This window comes from Nocardia sp. NBC_01730 (assembly GCF_035920445.1).
In the GTDB taxonomy this organism is placed as follows: Bacteria; Actinomycetota; Actinomycetes; order Mycobacteriales; family Mycobacteriaceae; genus Nocardia.
Map to the genome: position 1 here is coordinate 864,930 of NZ_CP109162.1, position 22,182 is coordinate 887,111.

Below are 22,182 nucleotides of genomic sequence, written 5' to 3' on the forward strand. Positions count from 1 at the left end.
ATCCTTAGCCTATCCTTAGCCTCGATCCGTGGGCGTGGTCGGTGGGGAGGGGTGTGCTGAAATAGGAAAAGTGCCTTCCGAGCTGCGATGATTGATGTTCTCACGCAACAATCAACAGCAGATCGGGAAGACACTTTCAGTGCGATTGTTCCACACCTTCGCCGGGGACTCGGCGCGGTTCGACGATGACAACCTTGTATCGGCGGCGGGGCTGGTGCCGGTGATGACGTTGGCCGAGCAAACCGGCCTGACCAGTATGTTGGCCGACAAGGTGACGATCGAGGCGTCCCGGATCAAGGCCGGGTCGGTCAACCCGGCACCGAAACTGACGACGTTGATCGCGGGGACGTGTGCAGGCGCGGACAGCATCGACGATATCGGCCTGCTGCGCAGCGGCGGGATGGGCGAGCTGTTCGATGACATGTATGCGCCATCAACAGTGGGAATCTTGTTGCGGGAGTTTACCTTCGGACATGGAAAGCAGTTGGAGTCGGTGCTTCGCGGGCATCTGCTCGCGCTCATCGCGCGTGCCGATCTGCTGCCCGGTAGCGAGACGAGGGCGTTGGTGGACATCGACTCGCTGCTGCGGCCGGTCTATGGCAAGCAGAAGCAGGGCGCTTCCTACGGGCACACCAAAGATCGCGGGGAAACAGATTCTGCGCAAAGGGCTTTCACCGTTGGCTGCCACGATCAGCACCGATCTGGCTGCGCCGGTGATCGCCGGGATCAGGTTGCGTGCCGGGAAAGCCGGTTCCGGCAAAGGCGCCGCCTCGATGGTCACCGCCGCGATCGACACCGCCCGCACAGCGGGGGCCACCGGGGAGATCCTGGTGCGCGGCGACTCGGCCTACGGCACCCGCAAGGTCGTGCACGCCGCGCTGCGTGCCGGCGCCAGGTTCTCACTCGTGCTGACCAAGAACACCGCCGTGAACAAGGCCATCGCATCAATCCCCGACCACGCGTGGGCCCCGGTGAAATACCCGGGCGCGGTCCGCGACCCGGACAGCGGTGAATGGATCTCCGATGCCGAGGTCGCCGAAATCGCTTACACCGCTTTCGCTTCCACCAAAGACCGCACCACAGCCCGGCTGATCGTGCGCCGCGTCAAAGACGCCCGCTACCCCGACGCCCTGTTCCCGGTCTGGAGATACCACCCGTTCTTCACCAACTCCACCGAACCCACCGCCGACGCCGACATCACCCACCGCCGCCACGCCGTCATCGAGACCGTGTTCGCCGACCTCATCGACGGGTCCCTGGCCCACATCCCCTCCGGGCATTTCGCCGCCAACACCGCCTGGGTGCTCTGCGCCGCGATCGCCCACAACCTGCTGCACGCCGCCGGAACACTCGCCGGCGCCCCGCACACCCGGGCCCGCGGCGCCACCCTACGCCGCAAACTCGTGAACATTCCCGCCCGGCTCGCGCGCCCGCAACGCCGCCCCCGTCCTGCACCTGCCCGCCCACTGGGGGTTCCGGTAGTAGCCGCCGAAAAAACAACGGATATGGCGTAGCCGCAGCGAGCCGAGGCTGAATCGCGTGTTCGGCCTGCGGTGATCGCCGGTTGCTGGTTGGCTTGGCTCCCAACGTTATTGGTTGGTGCCGGAGGTCAGGTTCGTGGCAACGCGGGTGTTCGCGGATGGGGAGTTGGCGCGGCCGCGGGAGTTCCCGGAGATCAGCCGCGAGGAGTTGTTCCGGTACTTCACGCTGTCCCCGGCCGATGCCGCGTTCATCGATCCCGGCCGCGGCCGCGGCCCGGCCGACCGGCTCGGCATCGCGATCGCGTTGTGCACGCTGCCGTGGCTGGGGTTCGTGCCCGATCGAGTGGTGACCGCCCCGCCGGTGGCGGTGGCGCGGCTGGCCGAACAGCTGAAGGTCGGTCCAACCGAGATCGGTTCCTACGGCCGCCGCGCCCAGACCCGCACCGAGCACCTGCGGCTGGTCGCGCGATACCTGGGCTGGCGCTCAGCGGGGGCGATGGAGTTCAAGGAACTCGACGAGTTCCTGCTCGCGCGGGCGATGGAGCACGATTCCCCGACGCTGTTGTTTCGGCTGGGGTGTGAGTATCTGATCTCGGCGCGGGTGATCCGGCCCGGTCCGGTGACCATGGTCGAACGCATCGCCCACGCTCGCGAGCAGGCCCAGCGCGAGACCTACGACTGCCTTGCCCACGAGTTCACCCCGGCCCGCTGCGCGGAACTGGACGCGCTGCTGACCACCGATGCCTCGCTGGGGATCTCGCGGTTGCGGTGGCTGTCGACCGGGCCGGTGGAGGCATCGGCGGCGGCGGTGCGCGCCGAGGTCGACAAGCTGGCGTTCCTGCGCGGTCTGGGCGCGGACCGCCTGGATATGTCGGTTCTGCGCCAGTTCACCCCGGCGGTGCTCGAATCAGTGGGGTTCGCCGGCGGAACCGCGGCGACCGAGCTGCTGATCGCGGTCGCGATGCTGCACGAGCTCAACGCCACCGGGCGCCGCAAGGTCTTCGACGACGCCCCAACCGGGTTCGTGCCGACGAAAATGGCGCGGCTACCTCGACCAGGCGCGTAAGACCGGCAGCGCGACGGCGTATCGGCACTACTGGGAGCTGTGCGTGCTGCTCGGGCTGCGCGACGGGTTGCGCAGCGGGGACGTGTTCGTGCCCGGCTCACGCCGCTACGCCGACCCCGCCGCCTACCTGCTCACCGGCGAGCAGTGGGCCCCGCAACGCGAGGAGTTCTGCCGCCTGGTCGGGCGCCCCGCCGATCCCGGCGCCGCGCTGGCTGGCGTTGTCGACGAACTACACACCGCGCTCGGCGAGCTCGAGACGGTGCTGGCCGAAGGTGAGGGCCCGGTCCGGGTCGACGAGGGCGGGGAACTGGTGATCTCACCATTGACCGCGGAAGATGTTCCCGCCGAGGCGATCGCGCTCAAGGCCGAGCCGACCGAACTGCTACCCTTCGCGCCGATCGTGTCACTGCTGATCGAGCTAGACAAACGCACCGGCTACCTGGACTGCTTCACCCACGCCGGAGGCCAAGCCACCCGGACACCGGAGCTCAAACGCAACCTGATCGCGGTGCTGCTGGCGCACTCGACGAACCTCGGGTTGACCCGGATGGCCGAAGCCTGCGGCATCAGCTACGACATCCTGTCCTGGACCGACGAATGGTATGTGCGCGAGGAGACCCTGCGCGCGGCCAACCTGGTGTTGATCGACTACCACCAGCGGCTGCTCCTGACCATGGTGTTCGGGACCGGCACCGTGTCCTCGAGCGACGGGCAGCGCTTCCCGACCCGAAGTAAGTCGACGACCGCGCGGCCGGTGAGCCGCTACTTCGCCGACCAGGGCCTGTCGACCTACACCCACGTCACCGATACCCACGCGACCTACGGCACCAAGGTCATCGTCGCGACCAAACGCGAAGCCCACTACGTCCTGGATGAGATCCTGGGCAACGCCACCGATCTGCCGATCACCGAGCACGCCACCGACACCCACGGGGTCACGCTGGTGAACTTCGCGCTGTTCGATCTGCTCGGGAGGCAGCTGTCCCCACGGATCCGGGACCTGGGCCGGATCACCCTCTACCGGACGGGCTCCCGTGCCGATGCCGAGGCGCGGTCCCCGCATGCCGGACCGTTGATGACCCGCAAGGCGAACCTGGATCTGATCGCCGAGCACTGGGACGACCTGCTGCGGTTGGCCGGATCGCTGAAGTTCGGGCACGCCACCGCCTCCCTACTGGTCGGCAAGCTCTCGGCCTCGGGTCGCCAGAACACCCTGGCCGCAGCTCTGAAGGAGTACGGTGCGCTGCGCCGCACGATCTACGCCGCGAGGTACCTCTCCAATCCGGACTACCGGCGCAAGATCGCCCGCCAGCTCAACAAGGGCGAGTCCATGCACGCACTGCGCCGGGACCTGCTCTACGCCCACGAGGGCATGATCAGGGCCCGCCACCTCGAGCAGCAGACCGAGCAAGCATGGTGTTTGACCCTGGCCACCAACGCTGTGATCGCCTGGACCACGGAGTATTACGGGCTCGCGGTCGAGCAGATGCGCCGGGCCGGGCAGCGTATCGACGACGAGGTCCTGGCCCACATCTCCCCGGCGCACAGCGCCAACATCAACTTCTTCGGCGCTATCGAGGTTGACATCGACGCTGAGCTCGCACAGCTCGGCCCGACCGGGTACCGGCCGCTACGTGTCCGCGACACCCTGTTCTGACCAGCGCTATCGTTGGATCTTGTGGGAAAGGTCCAGGTAGGAGATGTCGTCCGGGTCGGGTCGCTGGCGACCCGGTGGTGGGCGGCGCCTGGGCTACTTCAACAACAGAAGAACCGCAGATCGAAACCCCTCGAAAGAGGTCTTGACCTGAGGTTCTTCAAACTTTATATCAGTACTCTGAGTAGCCCCGACGGGGCACACGGTAGATGGATGCAGGATGCGCCCCTGGTCATCGAAGCCTTGTGTTCGCTGGACCGATCTGTCGTGTGAGAAGCGGTTCGCTTCGGGCGAGGGTGAGTTTCGTCGACGAGGTCAGCGCGACAGTCCAGCTGGCCCGGACGTCGCGTCGCTTCTTCGATCCGCCCGACAGGGTCAGGCCGTCGAGGACGTCGACGACGAACTGGGACGCGGGGCATGGCTTCGAACTCGTCTCGTGAGTCGTCGTTCAGCACCGTGTGCGTATCAGGTGACGGATGCTCAGCAATGGCTGGGCCCGCCGGTCAGTCGATGCCTTCGATGATGCGGAAGTCGCGCTCGACGCCGTCGGGGAGGGCCACCAGCGCCTTCTGGTATGCCTCGCTCTCGTATGCCGCGACGGCCTGTTCAAAGCTGTCGAACTCGATCAGAATGACGCGTTGCGTGATTCCGGCCTCGTGGGCGACGACTCGACTACCAACATGGGACAGGAGGCGCCCGCCCCCAGCCTGGACAGCCGGACCGGCCAGCTTGTTGTAGGCAGTCAGCCTCTCAGGGTCGGAAATGGCGGGGTAGACACTGACCCAGTAGCCCTTAGCCATGGAAACCTCCTGTGTTCGGCCGGACACGTCCGACTTCGAATTGACACTCAGATCGATCGATCCCGGCGACCGGTACCGCGGTCAGTTGAATCGTCATATGCGCAGGTTAGGGCTTGATGTGCGGTCGAGGGAAAGACCGGTACGGGATAGGCTCAGAACGGATCGTTATCAATCGACAGGGAGGGTATGTGGCGCCGGATACGGTGAGCCTGCGGTACTTTCTGGTGCTGGCGCAGGAGTTGAACTTCACCCGCGCGGCCGCACGGATCGGTATCGCGCAGCCCGCACTCAGTGCCCGGATGCGCCGATTGGAGGCGGAGCTCGGTACGGCCCTGCTGGTTCGCAACACGCGTAGCGTTGTATTGACCACGGCCGGTGCGGCTTTGGCGGAGTCCGCGCCGCCCGCGCTGGCGGCGCTGGACCGGGCATGGGACACCGCCCGGAATGCGGGGGCCGGTGAACTGGGCACGCTGCGCATCGGATACAGCCTCAGCGCGGGGGCCGAGACGGCACCGGCCCTGGTGGACAGGCTCATTCGCAGCAGCCCGGGACTCGAGGTCGGCGCGGTCCCGATGGCGACACCGGAGATCTCCCCCGCGGTCGCCGACGGCCGCATCGATGCCGGGATCACCCGCGGTGAACAGCCGGGCCGTGGCGTGCGCCGGTTCCTGCTGCGGAGTGAGCGCATCGGGGTCCAGCTGGCGCAGCACCATCCGCTGGCCGAAGACCCGGAGATCGAGATCGCCGACGCGGCCGCGTATCCGCTGCGACTCCCGGACCGTGCGGGCAACCCCGTGATCCACGATCAGCTGTCCGCACTGTTCCGCGACACCCGACCACACCCCCGATTCCACACGCCCGCAGTCTCTTTCGACATGTCTCAGCGCGACCTGCGCGACGGGCTCACCCTCGCCCCGGCCGGAGAAACCGCGGCCACGGCACAACCGGCCGGTCTCACCTGGCGACCGCTGCGGGTCGCGCCCAGCCTGACGTTCCACCTGGTCCTCCCACGCGAGCAGTCGCCACTACACCGCCGCATCCGTGCCGTCGCCAAAACCCTGGCGCACGAGCTGCACTGGCTGCCGGACTGACGCGCAAGAGGTCAAGCGAGACGGACGCCTGCGGTGGCGAGGCCGAAGACCTTGCGCCCGGCGGACTTCGCGGTGATGACGACGGCGGTCTTGCTGAATGTCCGACACGACCTCGCTACACCGGCGGATCAGCATCCGATGATGGCCCCGGGTCCGGTCCGAGTCGTACACCGCGGTGACGTCCTCGCCCAGCCCGAGATCTCGGCGGGTACCGCACCTTCGCCGACGCCGAACCGGACAAGCACGGGTAACCGGCGGGAACGCCCGCCGTCAACGGCGTCCATGACGTCGGTCAATGCTTAACGCCAACCACTGTTCCATTGCTCCCCGAGGCCGAGTTCGGTCTGTTGTCCTTTCCGGTGCGGCGGTGGGTGGGGATGAGGGTGCCGTCGATCAGGACGACCTCGCCGCCGCGTTTCGCGATCTTGGCCAGGGCGCGGTCCAGGCGCGGGGCCTTGGCCGCGAGCAGCGCGATCACCCCGTCGGTCCAGCGGCGGATCGAGGTGGCCGAGACGTCGTTGCCGCCGGCCAGGTCGGCTGCGCAAGCGCCCGCGCGGTAGACAGGGCCGAACAAGATCAATCTCAGAGGAAGTAGGCCTCGCGAGCCTGCGTGCTGGCCGTCGCCGCGCCCATCATGGCCGGCGCCTCGTAGCTTCCACCACTCACCTCGATCAGATCGAGGCCTTCCTGCGCCAACGCCGCCACCACGCCGCGTGACTCGTCCTCGGTGAACCCGCTGCGCTGGAAGTCGGCCGAATTGAGCTTGATGCCCACCGCGAAGCCGGGTGACACGCGCGTACGGATGCGACGGACCACCTCGAGCGCGAAGCGCATCCGCCGTTCGGCGTCGCCGCCCCAAGCATCGTCACGCTGGTTCGACAACGGCGACAGGAACTGCGCGACGAGGTAGCCGTGCGCGCCATGCACCTGCACGCCGTCGAACCCGGCTGTTTCGCACACGGCCGCCACGGTCGCGAAACGCTCGATGATGTCGTCGATCTCGTCGGAGGTCAGCTCGTGCGGCGTGGCCGCGCCGGGAAAGCCGAGGGGTATCGGGCTGGGGGCAAGGGGGGGTGTGTCCAAGTGCGAGCGGGTTCGACTGGCGTCCCGGATGGTTGAGCTGTACCCAGATCGGAACGCCCGCGTCCTTGGTGGTCTTGGCCCAACGGCTCAGCGGGTCGAGGTCGTGTTCGTCCTCAATGACGATGTTGCCCGGCTCGCCGAGTTGCCTGCGATCGACCATCACGTTGCCGGTGATGAGCAGGCCGTCCCCCCTCGGCTCCAAGTCGTGTAGAGCTGCTCGAGGCGGCCGTCGGGGGAGTTCTTCTTGGTGCCCAGTGCTTCGCTCAAGGCAGCCTTCATGATCCGATTGGGGAGCCGCTGGCCTGGCTATCGTTGGGCCAGACATTCTCATGCATTGAATTACGCGCATAATATAATTGAGTCGGGGCGACCAGGTGCAACGATTGCTCTGACGCCGAAGGAGTGTGGGATGCGTTACGGGAGCGAGCACAAGGAAGCAACGAGGCGCCGGATTGTCGAGGCGGCCGGTCGCCGGTTTAAACAGGACGGCATCGATGGCTCCGGGGTCGCTACCTTGATGAAGGACGCGGGGCTGACCAACGGCGCCTTCTATGCTCACTTCGCGTCGAAGGAGGATCTGGTCGCGAACGCGGTCGCCGACCAGCTGCGTGAGCAGCGTGCCAGCGTGAGTGCGCAGGTGCGAGATCGTGCCGGGCTCGAGCAGTTCGTGCGTTGGTATCTCTCGGTAGGGCATCGCGACAGTCGCGAGGACGGCTGTCCCTCGGCCGCTCTACTCGACGAGATCGGGCGGTGTGCGGATGCGACGAGGCATGTGTACACCGCCGGGTTGTTGGCAGTTATCGATGACATCGCTGCCGTGCTGTCTCCGGATGATCCGGGATCGGCGCGCGTGCAGGTGCTCAGCGTTTTCGCCATGATGGTAGGGACACTGCAACTCTCGCGAGCACTCGCCGACCGGCAGCTCGCCGACGACATTCTGGACCAGGGCGTCCGGAATGCCCTGGCGTTATTGGACATCGGGCAGTGAAAATAGACCCGCCGCAGTGCCTGCGGCGGGCCGGTCACGGCCCAGCAGCGGCTGCCGCATGGGCCGTCCGTAGCGAGACCTTGTCGATCTTGCCGACCGCGTTCTTCGGGATGGCGCCCACGATGAAGTACGAGGTCGGGCGCTTGTAGGGGGTAAGACGCCGAGCGCACGCCGCTTTCAACGAGGCGGGGTCGACGGTCGCGTCCGGTCGTGGTTACACGTAGGCGACGACGATCTCGCCCCATTTTTCGTCGGGCACGCCGATCACGGCGGCCTCCAGGACGGACGGGTCACCGACCAGGACGTCCTCGATCTCCTTGGGGTAGATGTTCTCGCCGCCACGAATGATCATGTCTTTCGATCGCCCGACGAGTGTCAGATAGCCCTGCGCGTCGAGATGGCCGACGTCACCGGTGTGCAGCCAGCCATCAACGATGACGCGCGCCGTTTCCTCCGGACGGCCGAGGTAGCCACGCATGACGTTCGGGCCCCGCACGACCACCTCACCGTCGACCCCCGCTTCCGCCTCGGAACCGGCTGCGTCGAGGATCCGAATCTCTTGTCCAGGGAAGGGAAGTCCGACTGTGCCGGCGCGTCGTTGGCCTGCGAGGGGGTTGATGGTGGAGCCGCATGTTCCTTCTGACAGCCCGTAGCCCTCGATGAGGGGGAATCCGTATCGACCCTCGAATCGGGCCAGCAGGTCGGCCGAGGCCGGTGCCGCGCCGCAGATTCCGAAACGCAACGATGATGTGTCGGGCCGAATGTTCGCTGGGAGCGCGGCAAGCATGCTGTAGATCGTCGGCACGGCGCTGAAGAAGGTGGGGCGCTCGCCCTCGACGAGGTCGAAGAAGGATCTTGGATCGAAACGGCCTGCGATGACGACACTCGCACCGGCGAGCAGCGGTGTGAGGATACTGACGACGATGCCGTTGACGTGGAAGAGCGGCAGGATCAGCAGGCACCGGTCAGCCGGTGTCATCTGCAGCGATTCGACTCCCATGACCACCATGGCGTCGATGTTGGCGTGGTCGAGCATCACGCCCTTCGGGACGCCGGTAGTACCGCTGGTGTAGATGAGCAGGGCGACCGTGGACGAGTCCGCCCGCGGCTGTCGAACCCACTCGACCGCCGCTTGATAAAGGACGTCCAACGCGGACGGTTGCGGCTGTGGTTCGAGAGCCGGACTCACTGCCTCGGTGTACAAATCGCCCACGGCGAGCGTGGTGACGCCGTCCACCGGTGTTCCGTCGTCCTCGGCCACCAGCAGGCGGGCCCCGGAGTCGCTGAGCTGTCGAACGATCTCGATGTCGGTCAGGCTCGGATTGACCGGCGTGATGGTCGCGCCGAGCCGCCAAGCCGCGAACAACAGCACCACGAACTCGACACGGTTCTTCAGTCGGAGCGCCACGACATCACCGGAACCGATCTCGAGCTCTCGAAGGTGCTGAGAGGCCGCTCGGACCACTTTCAACAGCTGGGCATTATTGAGCGATTGAGACCCGTCGGAGACCGCGGGCCCATACGGATCCAGTTTGGCGCGGCGGTCGGGCAGAGAAGCAAAATTCATCGCGAGCGTACCTACCTTGATGTGGCGCGATCGGGTACAAGAGCGGAGGGGGTGGGTGTGGAGACAAGATGGCGGGTCAGGAACTCGATCTGATCCCTGACCAATGCTTCGAAGGCATCGCCGAGATAGAAATCGAAGTGGCCCGCGTCGTACCTCTTGATCTCCCCCCGCGGCGCGGTCCGTGCGTATCGGAGGGTCTGGGCCGGCGGCGTGACGGTGTCGGTGTTGCTGACGCAGAAAAGGATGGGGATGGCGATCTTTTTCGCCGCACGTCCGGGCCGGTAGCCGACGATGGTCGGAATGACCCGTGCCGCTGCCGCGTTCACGAACGTTGTCCCCGCGGGAACCAGCGCCTGGTAGCCGGGAAGGGCATCCGGTGCGTTCATCAGGGCCAGCGAACCGGGGGGTGCGGCAAGGGGAATCGTCACCGGTGCGTTCCCGCGGACCTTAGCCGCCAGATCTCGGGCGAGTATCGGAGCCAGCTCGAGCGAGGCGATCGGGCCCAACGCGAGCGCGGAGGCCAAGCCGTCGGTGAAGGGGCACTGGGCCACGGCCGCTCGCAGTTCAGGATGGCGCGAAGCGACGGTGATGGCATGGCCTCCGCCGAAGGAGCTGCCCCATACCGCGACGCGTGCGCCGTCGACGTCGCGACGGGCTTTCACGTAGTCGATGGCCGCATCCCAGTCGGCCAGCTGCTTTTTGATCGACAGCAGCTGACGGGGTTCGCCGCCGCTGTCGCCGAAGTGCCGGTAGGTGAAGGCCAAACAGGCGATGCCGGCCTTGGCGAAACGCTCGGCGAAGGCGTCCAATCGCATCTCGCGGGTCGCACCGAGGCCGTGCCCGAGGACGACGACGGGCGGCGCGGCGATGCCGGTGGGGAGGTAGAGCCACGCAGCACAAGTGTTGCCTCCGGAGGAGAAGTAGACATCCTGACGGGTGAAGGGCTTCTTCGCGGCCATGGCCGGACTCACCGCCCGCTCGTCGAGTGACGCCCTGGCACAGCGCCCAGTTCGAGCGCTTGCTTGTAGATGTCCGGGTTGTAGAGGGGGAGCTCACCGGTGGATTCCGTGCTCGCCATGTAGTCGAGCATCAGTTGCTGACCGTCCTTCGGCCGCAGCGGCCGCGGCGGCGCTGTACCGGTTCGACTTCGAAGAGGTCTACCACTGGCATCGTTGGATGGCGCCGTATCGAGACCGAGCTTCAGGTCCATTCGCGGTGATGTACTGCGATTGCCTCGCCGGTATGGCCGCCACCGAAACCGGACAGAAGGTGCGGGCCGCCGAACTGTTGGCCCCGGTGCTGTCTCATTGCGCGAAGCTTGGATTGGTGCGGCTCGTCGCGGACAGTGGCCGCCCACTGCAGCCGGTCCTCGAAACACTCGCTGACGCACCGTCGGCAGCCGGGCTACCGCGCCCGTTCCTGCTGCGGGTGCTGGCCCAGTTCGAGCCGGTGCTGCCGAACCACGCGTAGGTCTATTTCACCTTGACGACGACCTTGCCTTTCGCGCGTCCATTTTCGACGTAGGCCATGGCCGCGTTGGTCGATTCGAAGGGAAAGACCCGGTCTATGACCGGCTGGATGATCCCGGAGTCGATGAGAGAGGTGATCTCGCGTAGCTGATCTCCGCTCGCCCGCATGAAGAGGAACGAATAGCTGATCTGACGACGCTTGGCGGCTTTTCTGGTCCGATGACTCAAAACGCGCATTACCGGACGCAAGATCCACGGCTTTCCGATCTCCCGTGCGAAGGCGGGATCCGGTGGGCCGGAGATCGAGATGAGCTTTCCGCCGGGCTTCAGCACGCGCAGAGACTTCTCGAGTGTCTTGTTGTCCAGGCTGTTCAAAACCACGTCGTAGTCGTGCAGGACGTTTTCGAAGTCGTCGGTCCGATAGTCGATCACGACATCCGCGCCGAGGCGCTTGACCAGATCGATGTTGGCCGCGCTGGTTGTCGTGGCCACGGTCGCGCCGACATGTTTCGCCAGCTGGATCGCGAATGTTCCCACGCCGCCGGAGCCGGCGTGGATGAAGGCTTTCTGCCCTCTTTGCAGGTTGGCGATGTCGATCAACGCTTGCCAGGCGGTCAGGCCGACCAGCGGGATAGCGGCCGCTTCTTCCATCGTGAGTTGCTTCGGCTTCGGTGCCAGGTCGTCTTCGTTGATGGAAATGAACTCCGCGAAGGTGCCGATTCGGTCTTTGTCCGGTCGCGCGTAGACCTCGTCGCCGGGCTTGAACTTCCGCACGCGGGTCCCGACTCGGACCACGACGCCGGCCGCGTCGTTGCCCAAGATGAACGGCGGGCGATAGGGCAGGATGAGCTTGAACTCTCCGTCCCTGATCTTGGAATCCAGGGCGTTGACCCCGGCGGCGTGGATCTGGACCAGCACGTCGCGCTCACGCACCTCGGGCTCTGGCATGTCGCCGGCCCGAAGATTGTCGCCGCTGCTTCCGTAGCGATCGACGATGAATGCCTTCATAACTCGTCTCTCCAATTCCTCCCGGCTAGTGCCGAGATCCGTCTGCTTGCGGATTGTCAGCCGGTCATCCGGTTGAGTTTGCGGATGCTCTTGTCGAAGGCCCGGGCGGGGACGATGCGGCGTAGCGCGGCGACGCGTCCAGCGGTCGAGCCGGCGGTGTACCGCAACTTCGGCGTCGGGTCGGTGGCCGCCGCGGCGATCACCTTGGCGACGACGGCGGGATCGTCGCCGCCCCGCATCGACTCCGCCATGACCTCGTCGAAGACGCGCCGGCGCCCCGTGTAGACCGGCAGCGGGGTGTCCGCTTGCACCATGTTGGCGTCGAACGGAGTGTTGACGGGGCCGGGCTGGACGCGCAGGACCCGGACGCCGTATTCGCGGACCTCGTGGTCCAGGGACTCGGAATAACCCTCGACCGCGTGCTTGGACGCGACATAGATGGCCATGAACGGGTTGGGAACGAACCCGGCCACCGATGAGACGTTGATGATGCGTCCGCTGCTCCGGGCTCGCATATGCGGCAGGACAGCCTTCGTCATGCGCATGAGGCCGAAGACGTTGACATCGAAGACGCGCTGCGCCTGGGCGGCGGAGATTTCCTCGGCGGCGCCATTGGCGCCGACGCCGGCGTTGTTGACCAGAACATCGAGGCGCCCGAAGCGTGCGATGACCCGCCCGACCACGTTGGTGACCGACTCGTCGCTGGTCACGTCGAGGTCCAGGAACGTCACGCCGTTTCCGGAGGCGCCTCGCGAAGTGTTGCGGCTCGTCCCGATCACTCGGAAGCCCGCGTCCGAGAGGGCAAGCGTGGCTGCCTTGCCGATGCCGGAGGACGCGCCCGTCACGAGCGCTACCGGCGGAGTTGCTGTCATCATGACCTCCCAGTCTTTTGAATTATGATCATAATATCACAGGAGAGGATGCGGGTCGGGAGGGCTCGGCGAGCTTGGGATTATGATCGTACTAGCATGTAGTACGGGATAGGGTTCGCAGGCCCTCCCGGCCGGTGAAGGAGCGCATGGTGCGGTACGGGAAAGAACACAAGCTGGCGACGCGCCGGCGGATCATCGAGACGGCGGGCCGCCGGCTGAAGCGTGACGGCATCGACGGCTCCGGGCTAGCCACGCTCATGGCGGACGCGGGGCTGACCAACGGTGCCTTCTATGCCCACTTCGCCTCCAAGGAGGATCTGGTCGCCGCCGCGGTCTCCGGCCAGTTACGCGAACAGCGCGAGCGGCTCGCCGCCGTCGCGCCCGGCCGCGCCGGACTCGAGCAGATCGTGCGTACCTACCTGTCGCCCCAGCACCGCGACAACCCGGAGCAGGGCTGCCCGTCCGCCGCCCTGCTCGACGAGATCAGCCGGTGCACAGATCCGACCAAGAAGGCATACACCGACAGCGTGCTCGCGTTCGTCGACGACATCGCCACCCGACTTGCGCCGCACGACCCGCAGTCGGCGCGCACGAAGACCCTCAGCGTCTACGGCCTGATGATCGGGACACTGCAACTCTCCCGCGCCATGGCCGACCGGCAACTCGCCGATGACATCCTGGAGCAAGGCATCCGCAACGCCCTGACCGTGTTGGACGCCACGCCACAGTGCTGAGACGCCGCATTACCAAACCGTGACACGCCTGCTGGTCGGCCGCTGGGCACCTTGCCTCGGGCGCCGCCCAAGCGGCGACACCGGATACTGTCCTCGAGCCCGCGCGCACGGCCGGGTGGCCGCCATCGGGCTCAACATCCTCAGCCACGGCGCGGCGGACGCCTTCCGGCTCATGCTGGGTGAGGACTTCGTGCCGCTTCGGGTCGCCATGCAGCACCGCCGCATCGCAGCTCCGGCTAAGTGGTCCTGGTCGTAGGTTTTCGGGGGTTCACGCGGCTGCTGGTTGTGCGGCAGGCTGGTGGTCGTAGCCGGTGTGCTGCTGGGAGTGCTCGTTCTGTGTGTGCCGCTCGATCCGGGCCAGTAGGTCGGCGAGGTCGGTCTGGGTGAACTTCCATTCGAAGGGCCGAGCGGTCTCGTTGTAACGACGCTCGAAGGCGATGAGCCGGTCTTCGACCGGGTCAAGGCTGGTGAAGTCGTTGGGAGAGACGACTTTTCGCTGCACGATGGAGAAGTAGATCTCGATCTGGTTCAACCAGGACGCGTGCACCGGGGTGTGGACCATGACCGCGTTGGGGAACCGTGCGGCCAGCCGATCGCAGGCGGCTTTGCAGCGGTGTGACGAGCCGTTGTCGACCACCCAGAACACGCGTTTGGCCGAGGCGTACGGCTCGCTGGTCATGACTTTTTCCACGAGGGTCATGAACGGCACGATCCCGGTCTTGGCCGCGCAGTGGCCGAACACGCGGGCGCCGCCGACGTCGTAGGCGGCCAGGTAGGACAACGATCCACCCCGGTCGTATTCGTGGTTGACGCGCATCATGCGAGCGGTCCCCGGCGCCAGGGTGGGGTGGCATCGGCAGCGGGCCTGGATCGAGGTCTTCTCGTCGGAGGAGATCACGTATTCGTTATCGGCCAACGGCTGCCCGTCCCAGGTCCGCTGGTAGAGGTCCAACACCCGGGCGACTCTGAGCCCGAAGCCGGGGTCGCGGACGAAGATCCACGACCGGTGCTGCCAGGGCTTGAGCGCGGCGCCCGACAGGATCCGGTGCACGGTAGAGGCCGAAATAGCCTCGGCGATACCGGATTTGACCGCCTCGGCGGCCAGTTCGCTGCTGCTCCACCGCGACAACGGCACGCCCGTCTGGGCCGGCAACTGGCAGGCCAGCGCTGTGACCTCGGCGCGTTGGAGCGGGCTGAAACGCGGGGGCCGGCCCGAGCGGGGCCGGTCTTTGAGCCCGTCGAACCCGTGGTCTGCGTATCGGCCACGCCAGGTGCGCACCGTGTCGAGATGGATCTGCCGCCGAAGAGCGATCTTGTTGGAGTAACCATGGGCGGCGTCCAGCACGATCCGGACACGGACGACCAGCGCGAATCCAGCGGTGCGGGAGTAGGCCAGTTTCTCGAGCCTGCGCCGCTCGGAGGCAGTCAACACAATCTGGCGAGCACGAGCAACAGGCACGAAAACAGTGTATTTCCAACAACTTTCGAGGAATCAGTCGCCACGGCCGTGCCCGATCCCGTCACCGGAGCCGGATCGACACGCCGGAAGCGGCAAGATGACCTCATGCCCGCGATCCCGGACTCGACCAAGACCTCCCTGGCCCAACGGCTGCGCCAACACGCCGCCGAGCATTGGCCTCAGCTGAGCGGCCTGCACGTCCGATACCACGGCCAATTCGCCTACATCGAGGGCGAACTGGCCGACGGCCACCGACTGCCCCTCATCCGGCTCCGCTACGGCGGATCGGCCTCCACCTGGGGATTCGGCCTCTACCTCGCCAGCAGCGGCAAATACGAAAACCAGATCCTGCCCACCGGCTTCACCGCAGGCAGCCCCCAGGAAGCCCTCGACTGCGCCTGCGATCTCTACCTCGGACACCGACCCCCGAACGACTTACGGGCGTGACCACTAAGTATCGGGACCTGTTCGGTTGTCCTGTCGAGTTCGGATGCGATCTGAACTCTGGGCATCTACCCCATCACGCACTGGCCCAGCAGATTCGCGGACGGGACGCCGAGGCGCTGGCATTGGCGGAGAACTACCTCGCCCGGATCGGGCCCGACATCGCGCTGGCCGATCACGTCCGGGGCATGACCCATCGACTGTTGGCGGTCAACCAAGCCAGCCTGGTCGCGGTCGCACGGGCGATGGCCCTGCATCCGGGGGTGGTCCAGCGCAGGCTCGCCGAAGCGGGCACCTCGTTCGAGGCGATCCTCGATGATGTGCGGCGCACCATGGCCTGGCAACTCTCCGCGACCGGGATGCAGGCCGGTAGGTGGACAGCGGCCCCACCTGAGGGTCGACCTTCTGGGCCGTCGCCGCGTCAAATACCGCGTAGTCGCGCCAGCCGAAACGTGCACCACGTGGTCGCCGGGAGCGAAGCCCTCGGCGTTGGACGCCAGGACGCGGGCGACGGCGGGGCCGTCCATCGGCTCGCCCACCGCGTAGGGCTCGATATAGGACTTCTTGGCGCTCATCCGGCCGCGCATGTAGGGGTCGACCGAGAGGTACTCGTTGGCGACCAGAATCTGCCCCGGTCCGGATTGAGACCTGGACTATTGGCCCGGCTGCGGAGGGTCTCGAACCTTCGCGTTGACCATTTCCTCGTAGGATTGGTGCAGGTCCAGGCCAGTCCGTACCGAGTTACACGGTTTCGGGATCGAGACGGCCGGTCCGCCTGTTCGACGTAGGGGTCCGGGCTGGTGAGGTCGCGTATTCAACCGTCGGGTTCTCGGCGGGGTCCATCCGTCGGCACCGTGCGAACGGATCTTCATCGACAGGGATTCTCGGGGACGACCCGCAAGAACCGTGCCGGGCTGGACAACGCACTCGCCGCGGTTGTACTCCGCCGCAGTGGGCTGTCACCGGGCGGCAAGTTGTGACCACAGTGGCGACAGCGCACCTCGCCTAGGATTCCGCAGATGAATACGACTCTCGGACTCTGCCTGATGCTGGTGCCCGTCATCGTCATCATCGCATCGGCAGTAGCGTTTCGTTTTGCCGGTCCGGGCCGTAAGTCAGCGAGCACGTCAAACTCCGCCTCTCCACGTATGAGCCGGGCGCGGCTCGATGTCGCACGGTCGGTAGCCGCCGGGATGCTTGCCCCGCGCGAGGCTCCCGATGACGAGACACTGTCGAGCGTGCTGCCGCTGAAGGACCAGCTCAAGCCCGCCCACGGCGTCAAACTTCTGCGCGACCGGACCGGCCTCGGCCTATCAGAAGCCAAGCGCCTCTTCGACCGGCTGTGACTCGCCTGGGGGCGATCCCTGCGCAGCAGACCGGGTCGCTGAGGACGCACTGGGGATCCGTACGATCTCGCCGTGAAGATCTGGACGGAGCGCCCTGCCGAGACCGACGTCGAAGCGGTCGTTAGCCGCTCCTTCAGCCTGCTCCGAGCTGGGAAGATCCCTGAGGCCGAACAACTCGTCGACCATGCGCCGGTCCGGCATGTGCTCAAGAGTCTGTGGTCCGGCTCGGTCGGTGCGAGCGCCGATGACGAGGCGAGTGGCCGCCTCGCTGCCGACGAGTGGGAACAAGACTTGTCTGGCTCGGCGAACTCGATCTCGGGGACTTCAACTGGGGCCACACCGGCACCCACTTCTACGTCGAGGTCATCTACCGGGTCCAGATAATCGAGGTGGCATTGGGCTTTTGCGTCAAGCCTACCGACGTCGGCTGGGTCGTCGCGGGACCGTCCCCCCTCTGGTAGGGGGCCGGACTGGTGACCTGCGCGTTGCAGCGTCGGCAGATCGGGTCACTGTCGACTAGTCCTTCTGGGGCGTATCCGCTGGTGGGGCGGTCTCGGTGATCGCTGTGTGACGCATAGCGGTGTAGTGGGCCCTGGTTTAACGACCAAAGAAAAACCGGAGACCACCGGAGACCTCGTGACCAGTGTAGTGGTGTCGGGGCGAGCGGATCTGGCCGACGCGCAGTGGGCGCGGTTGGAGTCGCTGGTGCCCGACCGAAGAAGGCGGGCCGCCCGCCGATGTGGACGAAGCGGCAGCTCATCGACGGGATCCGGTGGCGTACCCGGGTCGGTTCGCTGTGGCGGGACGTGCCACCTCAGTACGGGTCGTGGCAGGCGGTTTACGGGTTGTTCCGGCGCTGGCAGCGCGCGGGAGTGTGGGCGTTGATGCTGAAACTGTTGCAAGCCTTCGCCGACGCGGCCGGCCGCATCGCCTGGCAGGTGAGCGTGGATTCCACGATCATGCGGGCCCATCAGCACGCCGCTGGAGCCCGCCGTGCCGGTGACCAACAGTGCGAACCACCCAGCGCAGCGGGCAGCGAGGAGCCTGCCGATCACGCCCCTGGGCCGGCCCAGGGGCGGCTGGACGACCAAGTGCACCTGGCCTTGCGGGCAGGGACTCGAGCCACTGGCGATGCTGCGCACAGGACACATGGGTATCGGAGATGAGAATCAGCAGGGTGTAGGTGAATTGCGCCGGGCGAGCGGTGCGGATCAGCTGACGGCGCTGACGGCGAGGACTTCGTCGGCCGCGCGCTCACCGGCCTGTACCGCACCGTTCATGAAGCCCATCCAGGCGTCGGCGGTTTCGACGCCCGCCCAATGCACCCGGCCCACCGGTGTTTTCATCAATCGCCGTGCGGTGGTCAAGGCGCCGGTGGTGAGCCCACCTTCGCATCCATAGGTGAAAGGCTCCTCCGCCCAGTTCTTCTCCACGTACGCACGGGGTTCGAGTGCTCGGGGGCCGAACATATCGGCGAACGCCGCCAACACCACCCGGCGCCGGACTGCCGGATCCTCCTCTGCCTCATCGACTGTGACGTAGGTGGCCAGAATGCCTACTTCGCCACTCGGCGGCGAAACGTCGATCACCCCCGGGACCGCACCGAGATCGGCCAGGGCTGAGCCGGACAGTCCTGCTTGCCGCCAGAATGGTTCGTCGTAGACGACATTGATCTTGCGGCCGTGCACGGGCTGCCAGGAATCGTGCAGCGCTGTGCGGTCGGCGGGCAACTCCGGATCGAAGCGCACGTTCCGCAGACCCGACGGCGTGACCGCCACGATCACATGCTCGGCCTGGAACTCGGTTTCGCCGCCGCGCACCACGACTCCCTCTGGCTGCCAGGTGATCTCGCGGACCGGGCAGGCGAGAATCACCCGATCGACGATCGATTCGGCCAGCGCGGTAGCCAACGCCTGGGCGCCGCCGGTGAATCGGAAAATTCTCGCCTGCCCGGCCAGCAGTGATCCGACACCGCCCCAGGTATTGAGGAAGTGCAGGGCATACAGCAGCGAGGTCGAGGGCGGCAGATATCCGGCGAGGCTCGATTCGAACAGTCGCCGCGCTTGTCGTGATGCCACCTCGTCGGCCACCCAGCAACCTAGTGTGCGGTTGTCCAGTTCGGCGGCATGGGGGGCGGTCCACGGCGCGTGCGCCGGCACCGTCGCGGCCAGCTCATCCAACCGGTTGATCGCTCCGATTACCTCCAGCAGGGCCTCGGGTGGCATCGGAAGTTCCCGCAACCGCGCCGTGAGGGCGAGCGCCACCTGCAACAGCGGTTGCAGCGCGGGGTTTCCGAGCAGTTTCATACCGCGCAGCTTGCCGAACCGGAAGGCGTGGGCGGTGCCCTCGGAATAGAACAAGAACCGACCGTCGAATCTGGTCTCGAACAGTTCGACGTCGTGCGCCTCGGCCAATCGAATCACGTTTCGGTGCTGCGGATATATCAGAGTCGCCCCCTCGTCGACAGGTGCACCGCCCGCGTTCCTATTGCAGGTCCGCCCGCCGACCCGCGACTTGGCTTCCAGTACGGCGACGGTCCGCCCGCCGTCCACCAGCCGCCGCGCTGCGGCCAGGCCGGACAGCCCTGCGCCGACCACAACCACGTCGACCCTGGGGTTCTTCCTCGGTGACATCGCCTGCCTCCAGTGCAATCGGATTGCGATCTACGATTGAGCGCGTACGTGGTACGAATGATCCGTACAATGTACGGATAATCGTTCAATGTACGCCAAAGGCGTAGGATCGAGCAATGCCCGAAAGGAACTCGGTCTGGCTGCGGCCGACGAAAAACGCGCGCAGCCAGCCTGCGCTCGACCGCGACCAGATCGTGGCCGCCGCCGTCGCGCTGCTCGACGAGGAGACGGTGGCCGGGCTGACTATGCGCAAACTCGCCGCCCGGCTCGACGCCGCGCCGATGACGTTGTACGGATACGTCGCTACCAAGGACGATCTCCTGGAGTTCGCCGTGGACGCGGTATTCGCAGAGGCGCTCGAAGACGCCGAGCCGAGCGGCGAGTGGGTCGCCGACCTCACTGCGATCGGCCGCCGGACGTTCCAGGCATTGATGCGCCATCCCTGGGCGGCCGCATTGGTCGGCGACAACCCGCCGATGGGCCCTGCGGCAGTGGCGCATTTCGCCACGATCCTGCGTGTGTTGACCGATGCGGGCTTCTCCGACGACGAACTCGGTGCCGCTACTGCGGGCTACTACTACTATGTGCTCGGTGCGGCGCTGGCCGAGTCGGCGTGGGCACGGGTTGGCGAGTCGGCGAATTCATGGTCACCCGAGGATCTTTCGCAACTCACCTCGGCCGACGGCCGGGACGTCACCCCCACGGTGCGGTTTCTCGGCCGGTTTGCGCACACCGACTCGTCGCAGCGATTCGAGCAGGGACTGCACTGCCTCCTGAACGGTCTCCACCGCGCCTAGGGTCTGGGTCGAAGTGTGGTGAGGGCGGCCCGAACGGCCCGCCCTCACTCATGCCGTAGCCATTGGTTGATGGCGGCAATGTGGATGGTGGCCAGGTAGCGGGCAGCGAGCTTGTCATATCTGGTGGCGACGGCCCGATGCTGTTGAGCTGATTGATGCCCCGTTCAGCGTATCAACCACAATGCATTCATAACTGTGGTTCGGCTGGGTGAGTGGTGGGTTCGGTGGGTGCGGGGTCGTTGTGCCAGCGTCGGCGGACGTGGTAGCCGCGGGGCAGGCGGCATAGCTGGCGCAGGCGTTCGAGTTCGGTTGGCACGCTCACCTTCCCCGTCGACGGCCGCCCGGCGACCCGCCGCCGCGGATCGACCGATCGGCGCCCGTGCGCGTAGATCCCGGCGTAGATCGGGTGGCGCAAGATGTTGTTGACCGTCATCCTGCTCGGGCGCCGCCACTCCAGCTCACCGGCGTCCGCGCCCTCCCGCAACCGCACCCCGATCCGGATACCGTGCTCGACCAGATACGCCAGTACCGCGTTGACCGTTGTTAGCTCGTCGAACAAATCGAAGATCAGCTCGATGACCGTGCGGACCTGCTCGTCAGGGTCCTTGACGACCTCCCCGGACGGGCGCAGCACGTATCCAGTCGGGACCGCGAAGAACAGCTCGCCGCGTTTGGCCTTGCCCAGCCGACCCGACGCCATCCGCTGCTTGATCAGGTGCAGTTCGACCTCGCTCATGGTGCCTTCAACCCCAACAACAGCCGATCGGTGTGCTCGGCCCTTACCTTGCCCGGCCACTGCGGAATCTGCGCACTCATCGTCGGTGTCCCCATCACCCGAGTACGTCAGACGCCTGCGGACCATCACCGTCAGCACCCGGACCGCCGTGACCCGGCTCGGCAAGGGCAGATCCGCCCACTCGATCGGCTCCGGCCTCACCGTCGGCCTCCACACGCGCAGTTGCCTCGACCTGCCGCGTCAACCGCTCGGCCACCGCAGCCATCCGCAGCAAGCCCTCACGTCCAATCATCAGCCCCTCCAGCCCGTTCCGGCTACAGGTGCATCATGAACCGCACGCTTCGACGGTGTTTCGGTCGCGGTAGATGACCTTGTCGAATGCTGGTGGTCGGCCGCCGGACGAACCGCGGGCCCTGCGGTGGGCGGCTTGGTCGGCCGGCACCTGGATCGTAACCTTGATCCCGCGCCGACGCAGCCAGGTGCGGTTGCCGCGACTGGAGCACTCGATCCGGTCGTCGGCGGGCCCTGCCGCCACCGGGTTCGCTCACCTCGATCCGATCGAGGACCGCCGAGAATTGTGGACTGCCCCCAGCCTGGCCGGCGGTGAGCAGCATTCCCATCACCCGGCCTCGCATGCCAGATGCAGTTTTGTTGTCCACCCGCCGCGTGACAGACCGTAGATCGCCGACCAGGACCCGTACTGTGGTGGGATATCACGCCACGGGCAGCCGACGCGGGTCCGCCACCGGACTCCGTCTATGGGCTGTCGTTTCGTCCATACGGGCGGGCGGCCCGTCTTTCTGCCGCGGGACAGCAGCGGTTCCAGCCTCGCCCATTGAGCGTCGGTCAGATCCGCCCGCCCCGCCACCGCTGCTGTGGTCACGAGGTCTCCGGTTGGTTTCCGGTTGTGCTTGGTCGTTCAACCCACTTACCGGAGACCTCGTCAATTCACCA

The 22,182-nt window shown here is 66.3% G+C and carries 20 protein-coding genes and 4 pseudogenes; 11 read left to right on the forward strand and 13 right to left on the reverse strand.

Going from position 1 to position 22,182, the window contains the following annotated elements; translation table 11 throughout:
• Positions 1-139 precede the first annotated feature (139 nt).
• Both OHB12_RS03270 and OHB12_RS03275 read left to right on the forward strand, forming a co-directional pair.
• Positions 140-1,482, forward strand: a pseudogene (locus tag OHB12_RS03270) (IS1380 family transposase).
• Positions 1,483-1,617: 135 nt separating this feature from the next.
• Positions 1,618-4,204: pseudogene (locus OHB12_RS03275) on the forward strand (Tn3 family transposase).
• A 500-nt stretch (positions 4,205-4,704) separates the two neighbouring features.
• Here OHB12_RS03275 and OHB12_RS03280 read toward each other — a convergent pair.
• Positions 4,705-5,001, reverse strand: a complete 297-nt coding sequence (locus OHB12_RS03280) for a DUF1330 domain-containing protein (protein ID WP_327116006.1) — start codon at positions 4,999-5,001, stop codon at positions 4,705-4,707.
• A 188-nt stretch (positions 5,002-5,189) separates the two neighbouring features.
• On the opposite strand from OHB12_RS03280, the gene OHB12_RS03285 reads away from it, so the two are divergent.
• Positions 5,190-6,092 (forward strand): LysR family transcriptional regulator, encoded by a 903-nt coding sequence (locus OHB12_RS03285; RefSeq protein WP_327116008.1) that lies wholly within the window; start codon positions 5,190-5,192, stop codon positions 6,090-6,092.
• Between the two features lie 292 nt (positions 6,093-6,384).
• Here OHB12_RS03285 and OHB12_RS03290 read toward each other — a convergent pair whose 3' ends face one another.
• On the reverse strand, positions 6,385-6,666 hold the full coding sequence (locus OHB12_RS03290) for a hypothetical protein (RefSeq protein ID WP_327116010.1): 282 nt from the start codon (positions 6,664-6,666) through the stop codon (positions 6,385-6,387).
• A gap of 11 nt (positions 6,667-6,677) precedes the next feature.
• Positions 6,678-7,454, reverse strand: a pseudogene (locus OHB12_RS03295) (oxidoreductase); the annotation flags it as partial.
• A gap of 130 nt (positions 7,455-7,584) precedes the next feature.
• Between OHB12_RS03295 and OHB12_RS03300 the strand changes: the two are divergent.
• The gene (locus OHB12_RS03300) at positions 7,585-8,163 is read left to right on the forward strand and encodes a TetR/AcrR family transcriptional regulator (protein ID WP_327116012.1); all 579 of its coding nucleotides are present in this window, start codon (positions 7,585-7,587) and stop codon (positions 8,161-8,163) included.
• A gap of 34 nt (positions 8,164-8,197) precedes the next feature.
• On the opposite strand, the pseudogene OHB12_RS03305 reads toward OHB12_RS03300, so the two are convergent.
• Together OHB12_RS03305 and OHB12_RS03310 are read right to left on the reverse strand one after the other, a co-directional pair.
• Positions 8,198-9,730 (reverse strand): annotated as a pseudogene (locus OHB12_RS03305) (class I adenylate-forming enzyme family protein).
• An 11-nt stretch (positions 9,731-9,741) separates the two neighbouring features.
• A complete protein-coding gene (locus OHB12_RS03310; RefSeq protein WP_327120866.1) occupies positions 9,742-10,689 on the reverse strand; it encodes an alpha/beta hydrolase in 948 nt (315 codons plus the stop codon).
• 283 nt (positions 10,690-10,972) lie between these two features.
• Between OHB12_RS03310 and OHB12_RS03315 the strand changes: the two genes are divergently transcribed.
• Positions 10,973-11,200, forward strand: a complete 228-nt coding sequence (locus OHB12_RS03315) for a hypothetical protein (RefSeq protein ID WP_327116014.1) — start codon at positions 10,973-10,975, stop codon at positions 11,198-11,200.
• A 2-nt stretch (positions 11,201-11,202) separates the two neighbouring features.
• On the opposite strand, the gene OHB12_RS03320 is transcribed toward OHB12_RS03315, so the two are convergent.
• On the reverse strand, positions 11,203-12,207 hold the full coding sequence (locus OHB12_RS03320; protein ID WP_327116016.1) for an NADP-dependent oxidoreductase: 1,005 nt from the start codon (positions 12,205-12,207) through the stop codon (positions 11,203-11,205).
• A 56-nt stretch (positions 12,208-12,263) separates the two neighbouring features.
• Positions 12,264-13,079 carry an oxidoreductase gene (locus tag OHB12_RS03325; protein ID WP_442800065.1) on the reverse strand — a complete coding sequence of 272 codons (816 nt, stop codon included), beginning with the start codon at positions 13,077-13,079 and terminating at the stop codon, positions 12,264-12,266.
• A gap of 146 nt (positions 13,080-13,225) precedes the next feature.
• On the opposite strand from OHB12_RS03325, the gene OHB12_RS03330 reads away from it, so the two are divergent.
• Positions 13,226-13,813, forward strand: coding sequence for a TetR/AcrR family transcriptional regulator (locus OHB12_RS03330; protein WP_327116020.1), 588 nt, complete (start codon positions 13,226-13,228; stop codon positions 13,811-13,813).
• 268 nt (positions 13,814-14,081) lie between these two features.
• Here the strand turns inward: OHB12_RS03330 and OHB12_RS03335 are convergent, their stop codons facing one another.
• Positions 14,082-15,272 carry an IS630 family transposase gene (locus tag OHB12_RS03335; RefSeq protein WP_327116022.1) on the reverse strand — a complete coding sequence of 397 codons (1,191 nt, stop codon included), beginning with the start codon at positions 15,270-15,272 and terminating at the stop codon, positions 14,082-14,084.
• A 105-nt stretch (positions 15,273-15,377) separates the two neighbouring features.
• Between OHB12_RS03335 and OHB12_RS03340 the strand changes: the two genes are divergently transcribed.
• Positions 15,378-15,719 (forward strand): hypothetical protein, encoded by a 342-nt coding sequence (locus tag OHB12_RS03340; protein WP_327116024.1) that lies wholly within the window; start codon positions 15,378-15,380, stop codon positions 15,717-15,719.
• A gap of 65 nt (positions 15,720-15,784) precedes the next feature.
• On the opposite strand, the gene OHB12_RS36040 is transcribed toward OHB12_RS03340, so the two are convergent.
• Positions 15,785-16,303, reverse strand: a complete 519-nt coding sequence (locus tag OHB12_RS36040; protein WP_442799955.1) for a hypothetical protein — start codon at positions 16,301-16,303, stop codon at positions 15,785-15,787.
• 432 nt (positions 16,304-16,735) lie between these two features.
• On the opposite strand from OHB12_RS36040, the gene OHB12_RS03350 reads away from it, so the two are divergent.
• The 3 genes from OHB12_RS03350 to OHB12_RS03360 all read left to right on the forward strand — a co-directional run bounded on the left by OHB12_RS03350 (position 16,736) and on the right by OHB12_RS03360 (position 18,228).
• Complete coding sequence (locus OHB12_RS03350; RefSeq protein ID WP_327116028.1) at positions 16,736-17,062, forward strand: hypothetical protein; 327 nt, start codon at positions 16,736-16,738, stop codon at positions 17,060-17,062.
• A gap of 278 nt (positions 17,063-17,340) precedes the next feature.
• Entirely contained in the window at positions 17,341-17,523 is a 183-nt protein-coding gene (locus tag OHB12_RS03355) for a hypothetical protein (protein WP_327116030.1), read from the forward strand.
• A 276-nt stretch (positions 17,524-17,799) separates the two neighbouring features.
• Entirely contained in the window at positions 17,800-18,228 is a 429-nt protein-coding gene (locus tag OHB12_RS03360; protein WP_327116032.1) for a transposase, read from the forward strand.
• A 45-nt stretch (positions 18,229-18,273) separates the two neighbouring features.
• Here the strand turns inward: OHB12_RS03360 and OHB12_RS03365 are convergent, their stop codons facing one another.
• The gene (locus OHB12_RS03365; RefSeq protein WP_327116034.1) at positions 18,274-19,695 is read right to left on the reverse strand and encodes a flavin monoamine oxidase family protein; all 1,422 of its coding nucleotides are present in this window, start codon (positions 19,693-19,695) and stop codon (positions 18,274-18,276) included.
• Between the two features lie 116 nt (positions 19,696-19,811).
• On the opposite strand from OHB12_RS03365, the gene OHB12_RS03370 reads away from it, so the two are divergent.
• Positions 19,812-20,492 carry a TetR/AcrR family transcriptional regulator gene (locus tag OHB12_RS03370; protein ID WP_327116036.1) on the forward strand — a complete coding sequence of 227 codons (681 nt, stop codon included), beginning with the start codon at positions 19,812-19,814 and terminating at the stop codon, positions 20,490-20,492.
• 187 nt (positions 20,493-20,679) lie between these two features.
• Here OHB12_RS03370 and OHB12_RS03375 read toward each other — a convergent pair whose 3' ends face one another.
• From OHB12_RS03375 to OHB12_RS03385, 3 genes are all read right to left on the reverse strand, one after another.
• Positions 20,680-21,228 (reverse strand): recombinase family protein, encoded by a 549-nt coding sequence (locus OHB12_RS03375; RefSeq protein ID WP_327116038.1) that lies wholly within the window; start codon positions 21,226-21,228, stop codon positions 20,680-20,682.
• 94 nt (positions 21,229-21,322) lie between these two features.
• Positions 21,323-21,520, reverse strand: a complete 198-nt coding sequence (locus tag OHB12_RS03380; protein ID WP_327116040.1) for a hypothetical protein — start codon at positions 21,518-21,520, stop codon at positions 21,323-21,325.
• Between the two features lie 327 nt (positions 21,521-21,847).
• Positions 21,848-22,111 carry a transposase gene (locus OHB12_RS03385; RefSeq protein ID WP_327116042.1) on the reverse strand — a complete coding sequence of 88 codons (264 nt, stop codon included), beginning with the start codon at positions 22,109-22,111 and terminating at the stop codon, positions 21,848-21,850.
• Between the last annotated feature and the right edge of the window lie 71 nt (positions 22,112-22,182).

Excerpts from the sequence above, each read along its gene's own strand:
- OHB12_RS03280 (WP_327116006.1), bottom strand. The coding sequence starts at position 5,001 with ATGGCTAAGGGCTACTGGGTCAGTGTCTACCCCGCCATTTCCGACCCT.
- OHB12_RS03340 (WP_327116024.1), top strand. The coding sequence starts at position 15,378 with ATGCCCGCGATCCCGGACTCGACCAAGACCTCCCTGGCCCAACGGCTG.
- OHB12_RS36040 (WP_442799955.1), bottom strand. The coding sequence starts at position 16,303 with ATGCGCGGCCGGATGAGCGCCAAGAAGTCCTATATCGAGCCCTACGCG.
- OHB12_RS03375 (WP_327116038.1), bottom strand. The coding sequence starts at position 21,228 with ATGAGCGAGGTCGAACTGCACCTGATCAAGCAGCGGATGGCGTCGGGT.
- OHB12_RS03350 (WP_327116028.1), top strand. The coding sequence starts at position 16,736 with ATGAATACGACTCTCGGACTCTGCCTGATGCTGGTGCCCGTCATCGTC.
- OHB12_RS03365 (WP_327116034.1), bottom strand. The coding sequence starts at position 19,695 with ATGTCACCGAGGAAGAACCCCAGGGTCGACGTGGTTGTGGTCGGCGCA.
- OHB12_RS03380 (WP_327116040.1), bottom strand. The coding sequence starts at position 21,520 with ATGATTGGACGTGAGGGCTTGCTGCGGATGGCTGCGGTGGCCGAGCGG.
- OHB12_RS03310 (WP_327120866.1), bottom strand. The coding sequence starts at position 10,689 with ATGGCCGCGAAGAAGCCCTTCACCCGTCAGGATGTCTACTTCTCCTCC.
- OHB12_RS03325 (WP_442800065.1), bottom strand. The coding sequence starts at position 13,079 with ATGACAGCAACTCCGCCGGTAGCGCTCGTGACGGGCGCGTCCTCCGGC.
- OHB12_RS03315 (WP_327116014.1), top strand. The coding sequence starts at position 10,973 with ATGGCCGCCACCGAAACCGGACAGAAGGTGCGGGCCGCCGAACTGTTG.
- OHB12_RS03360 (WP_327116032.1), top strand. The coding sequence starts at position 17,800 with ATGTGGACGAAGCGGCAGCTCATCGACGGGATCCGGTGGCGTACCCGG.
- OHB12_RS03320 (WP_327116016.1), bottom strand. The coding sequence starts at position 12,207 with ATGAAGGCATTCATCGTCGATCGCTACGGAAGCAGCGGCGACAATCTT.
- OHB12_RS03330 (WP_327116020.1), top strand. The coding sequence starts at position 13,226 with ATGGTGCGGTACGGGAAAGAACACAAGCTGGCGACGCGCCGGCGGATC.
- OHB12_RS03370 (WP_327116036.1), top strand. The coding sequence starts at position 19,812 with ATGCCCGAAAGGAACTCGGTCTGGCTGCGGCCGACGAAAAACGCGCGC.
- OHB12_RS03300 (WP_327116012.1), top strand. The coding sequence starts at position 7,585 with ATGCGTTACGGGAGCGAGCACAAGGAAGCAACGAGGCGCCGGATTGTC.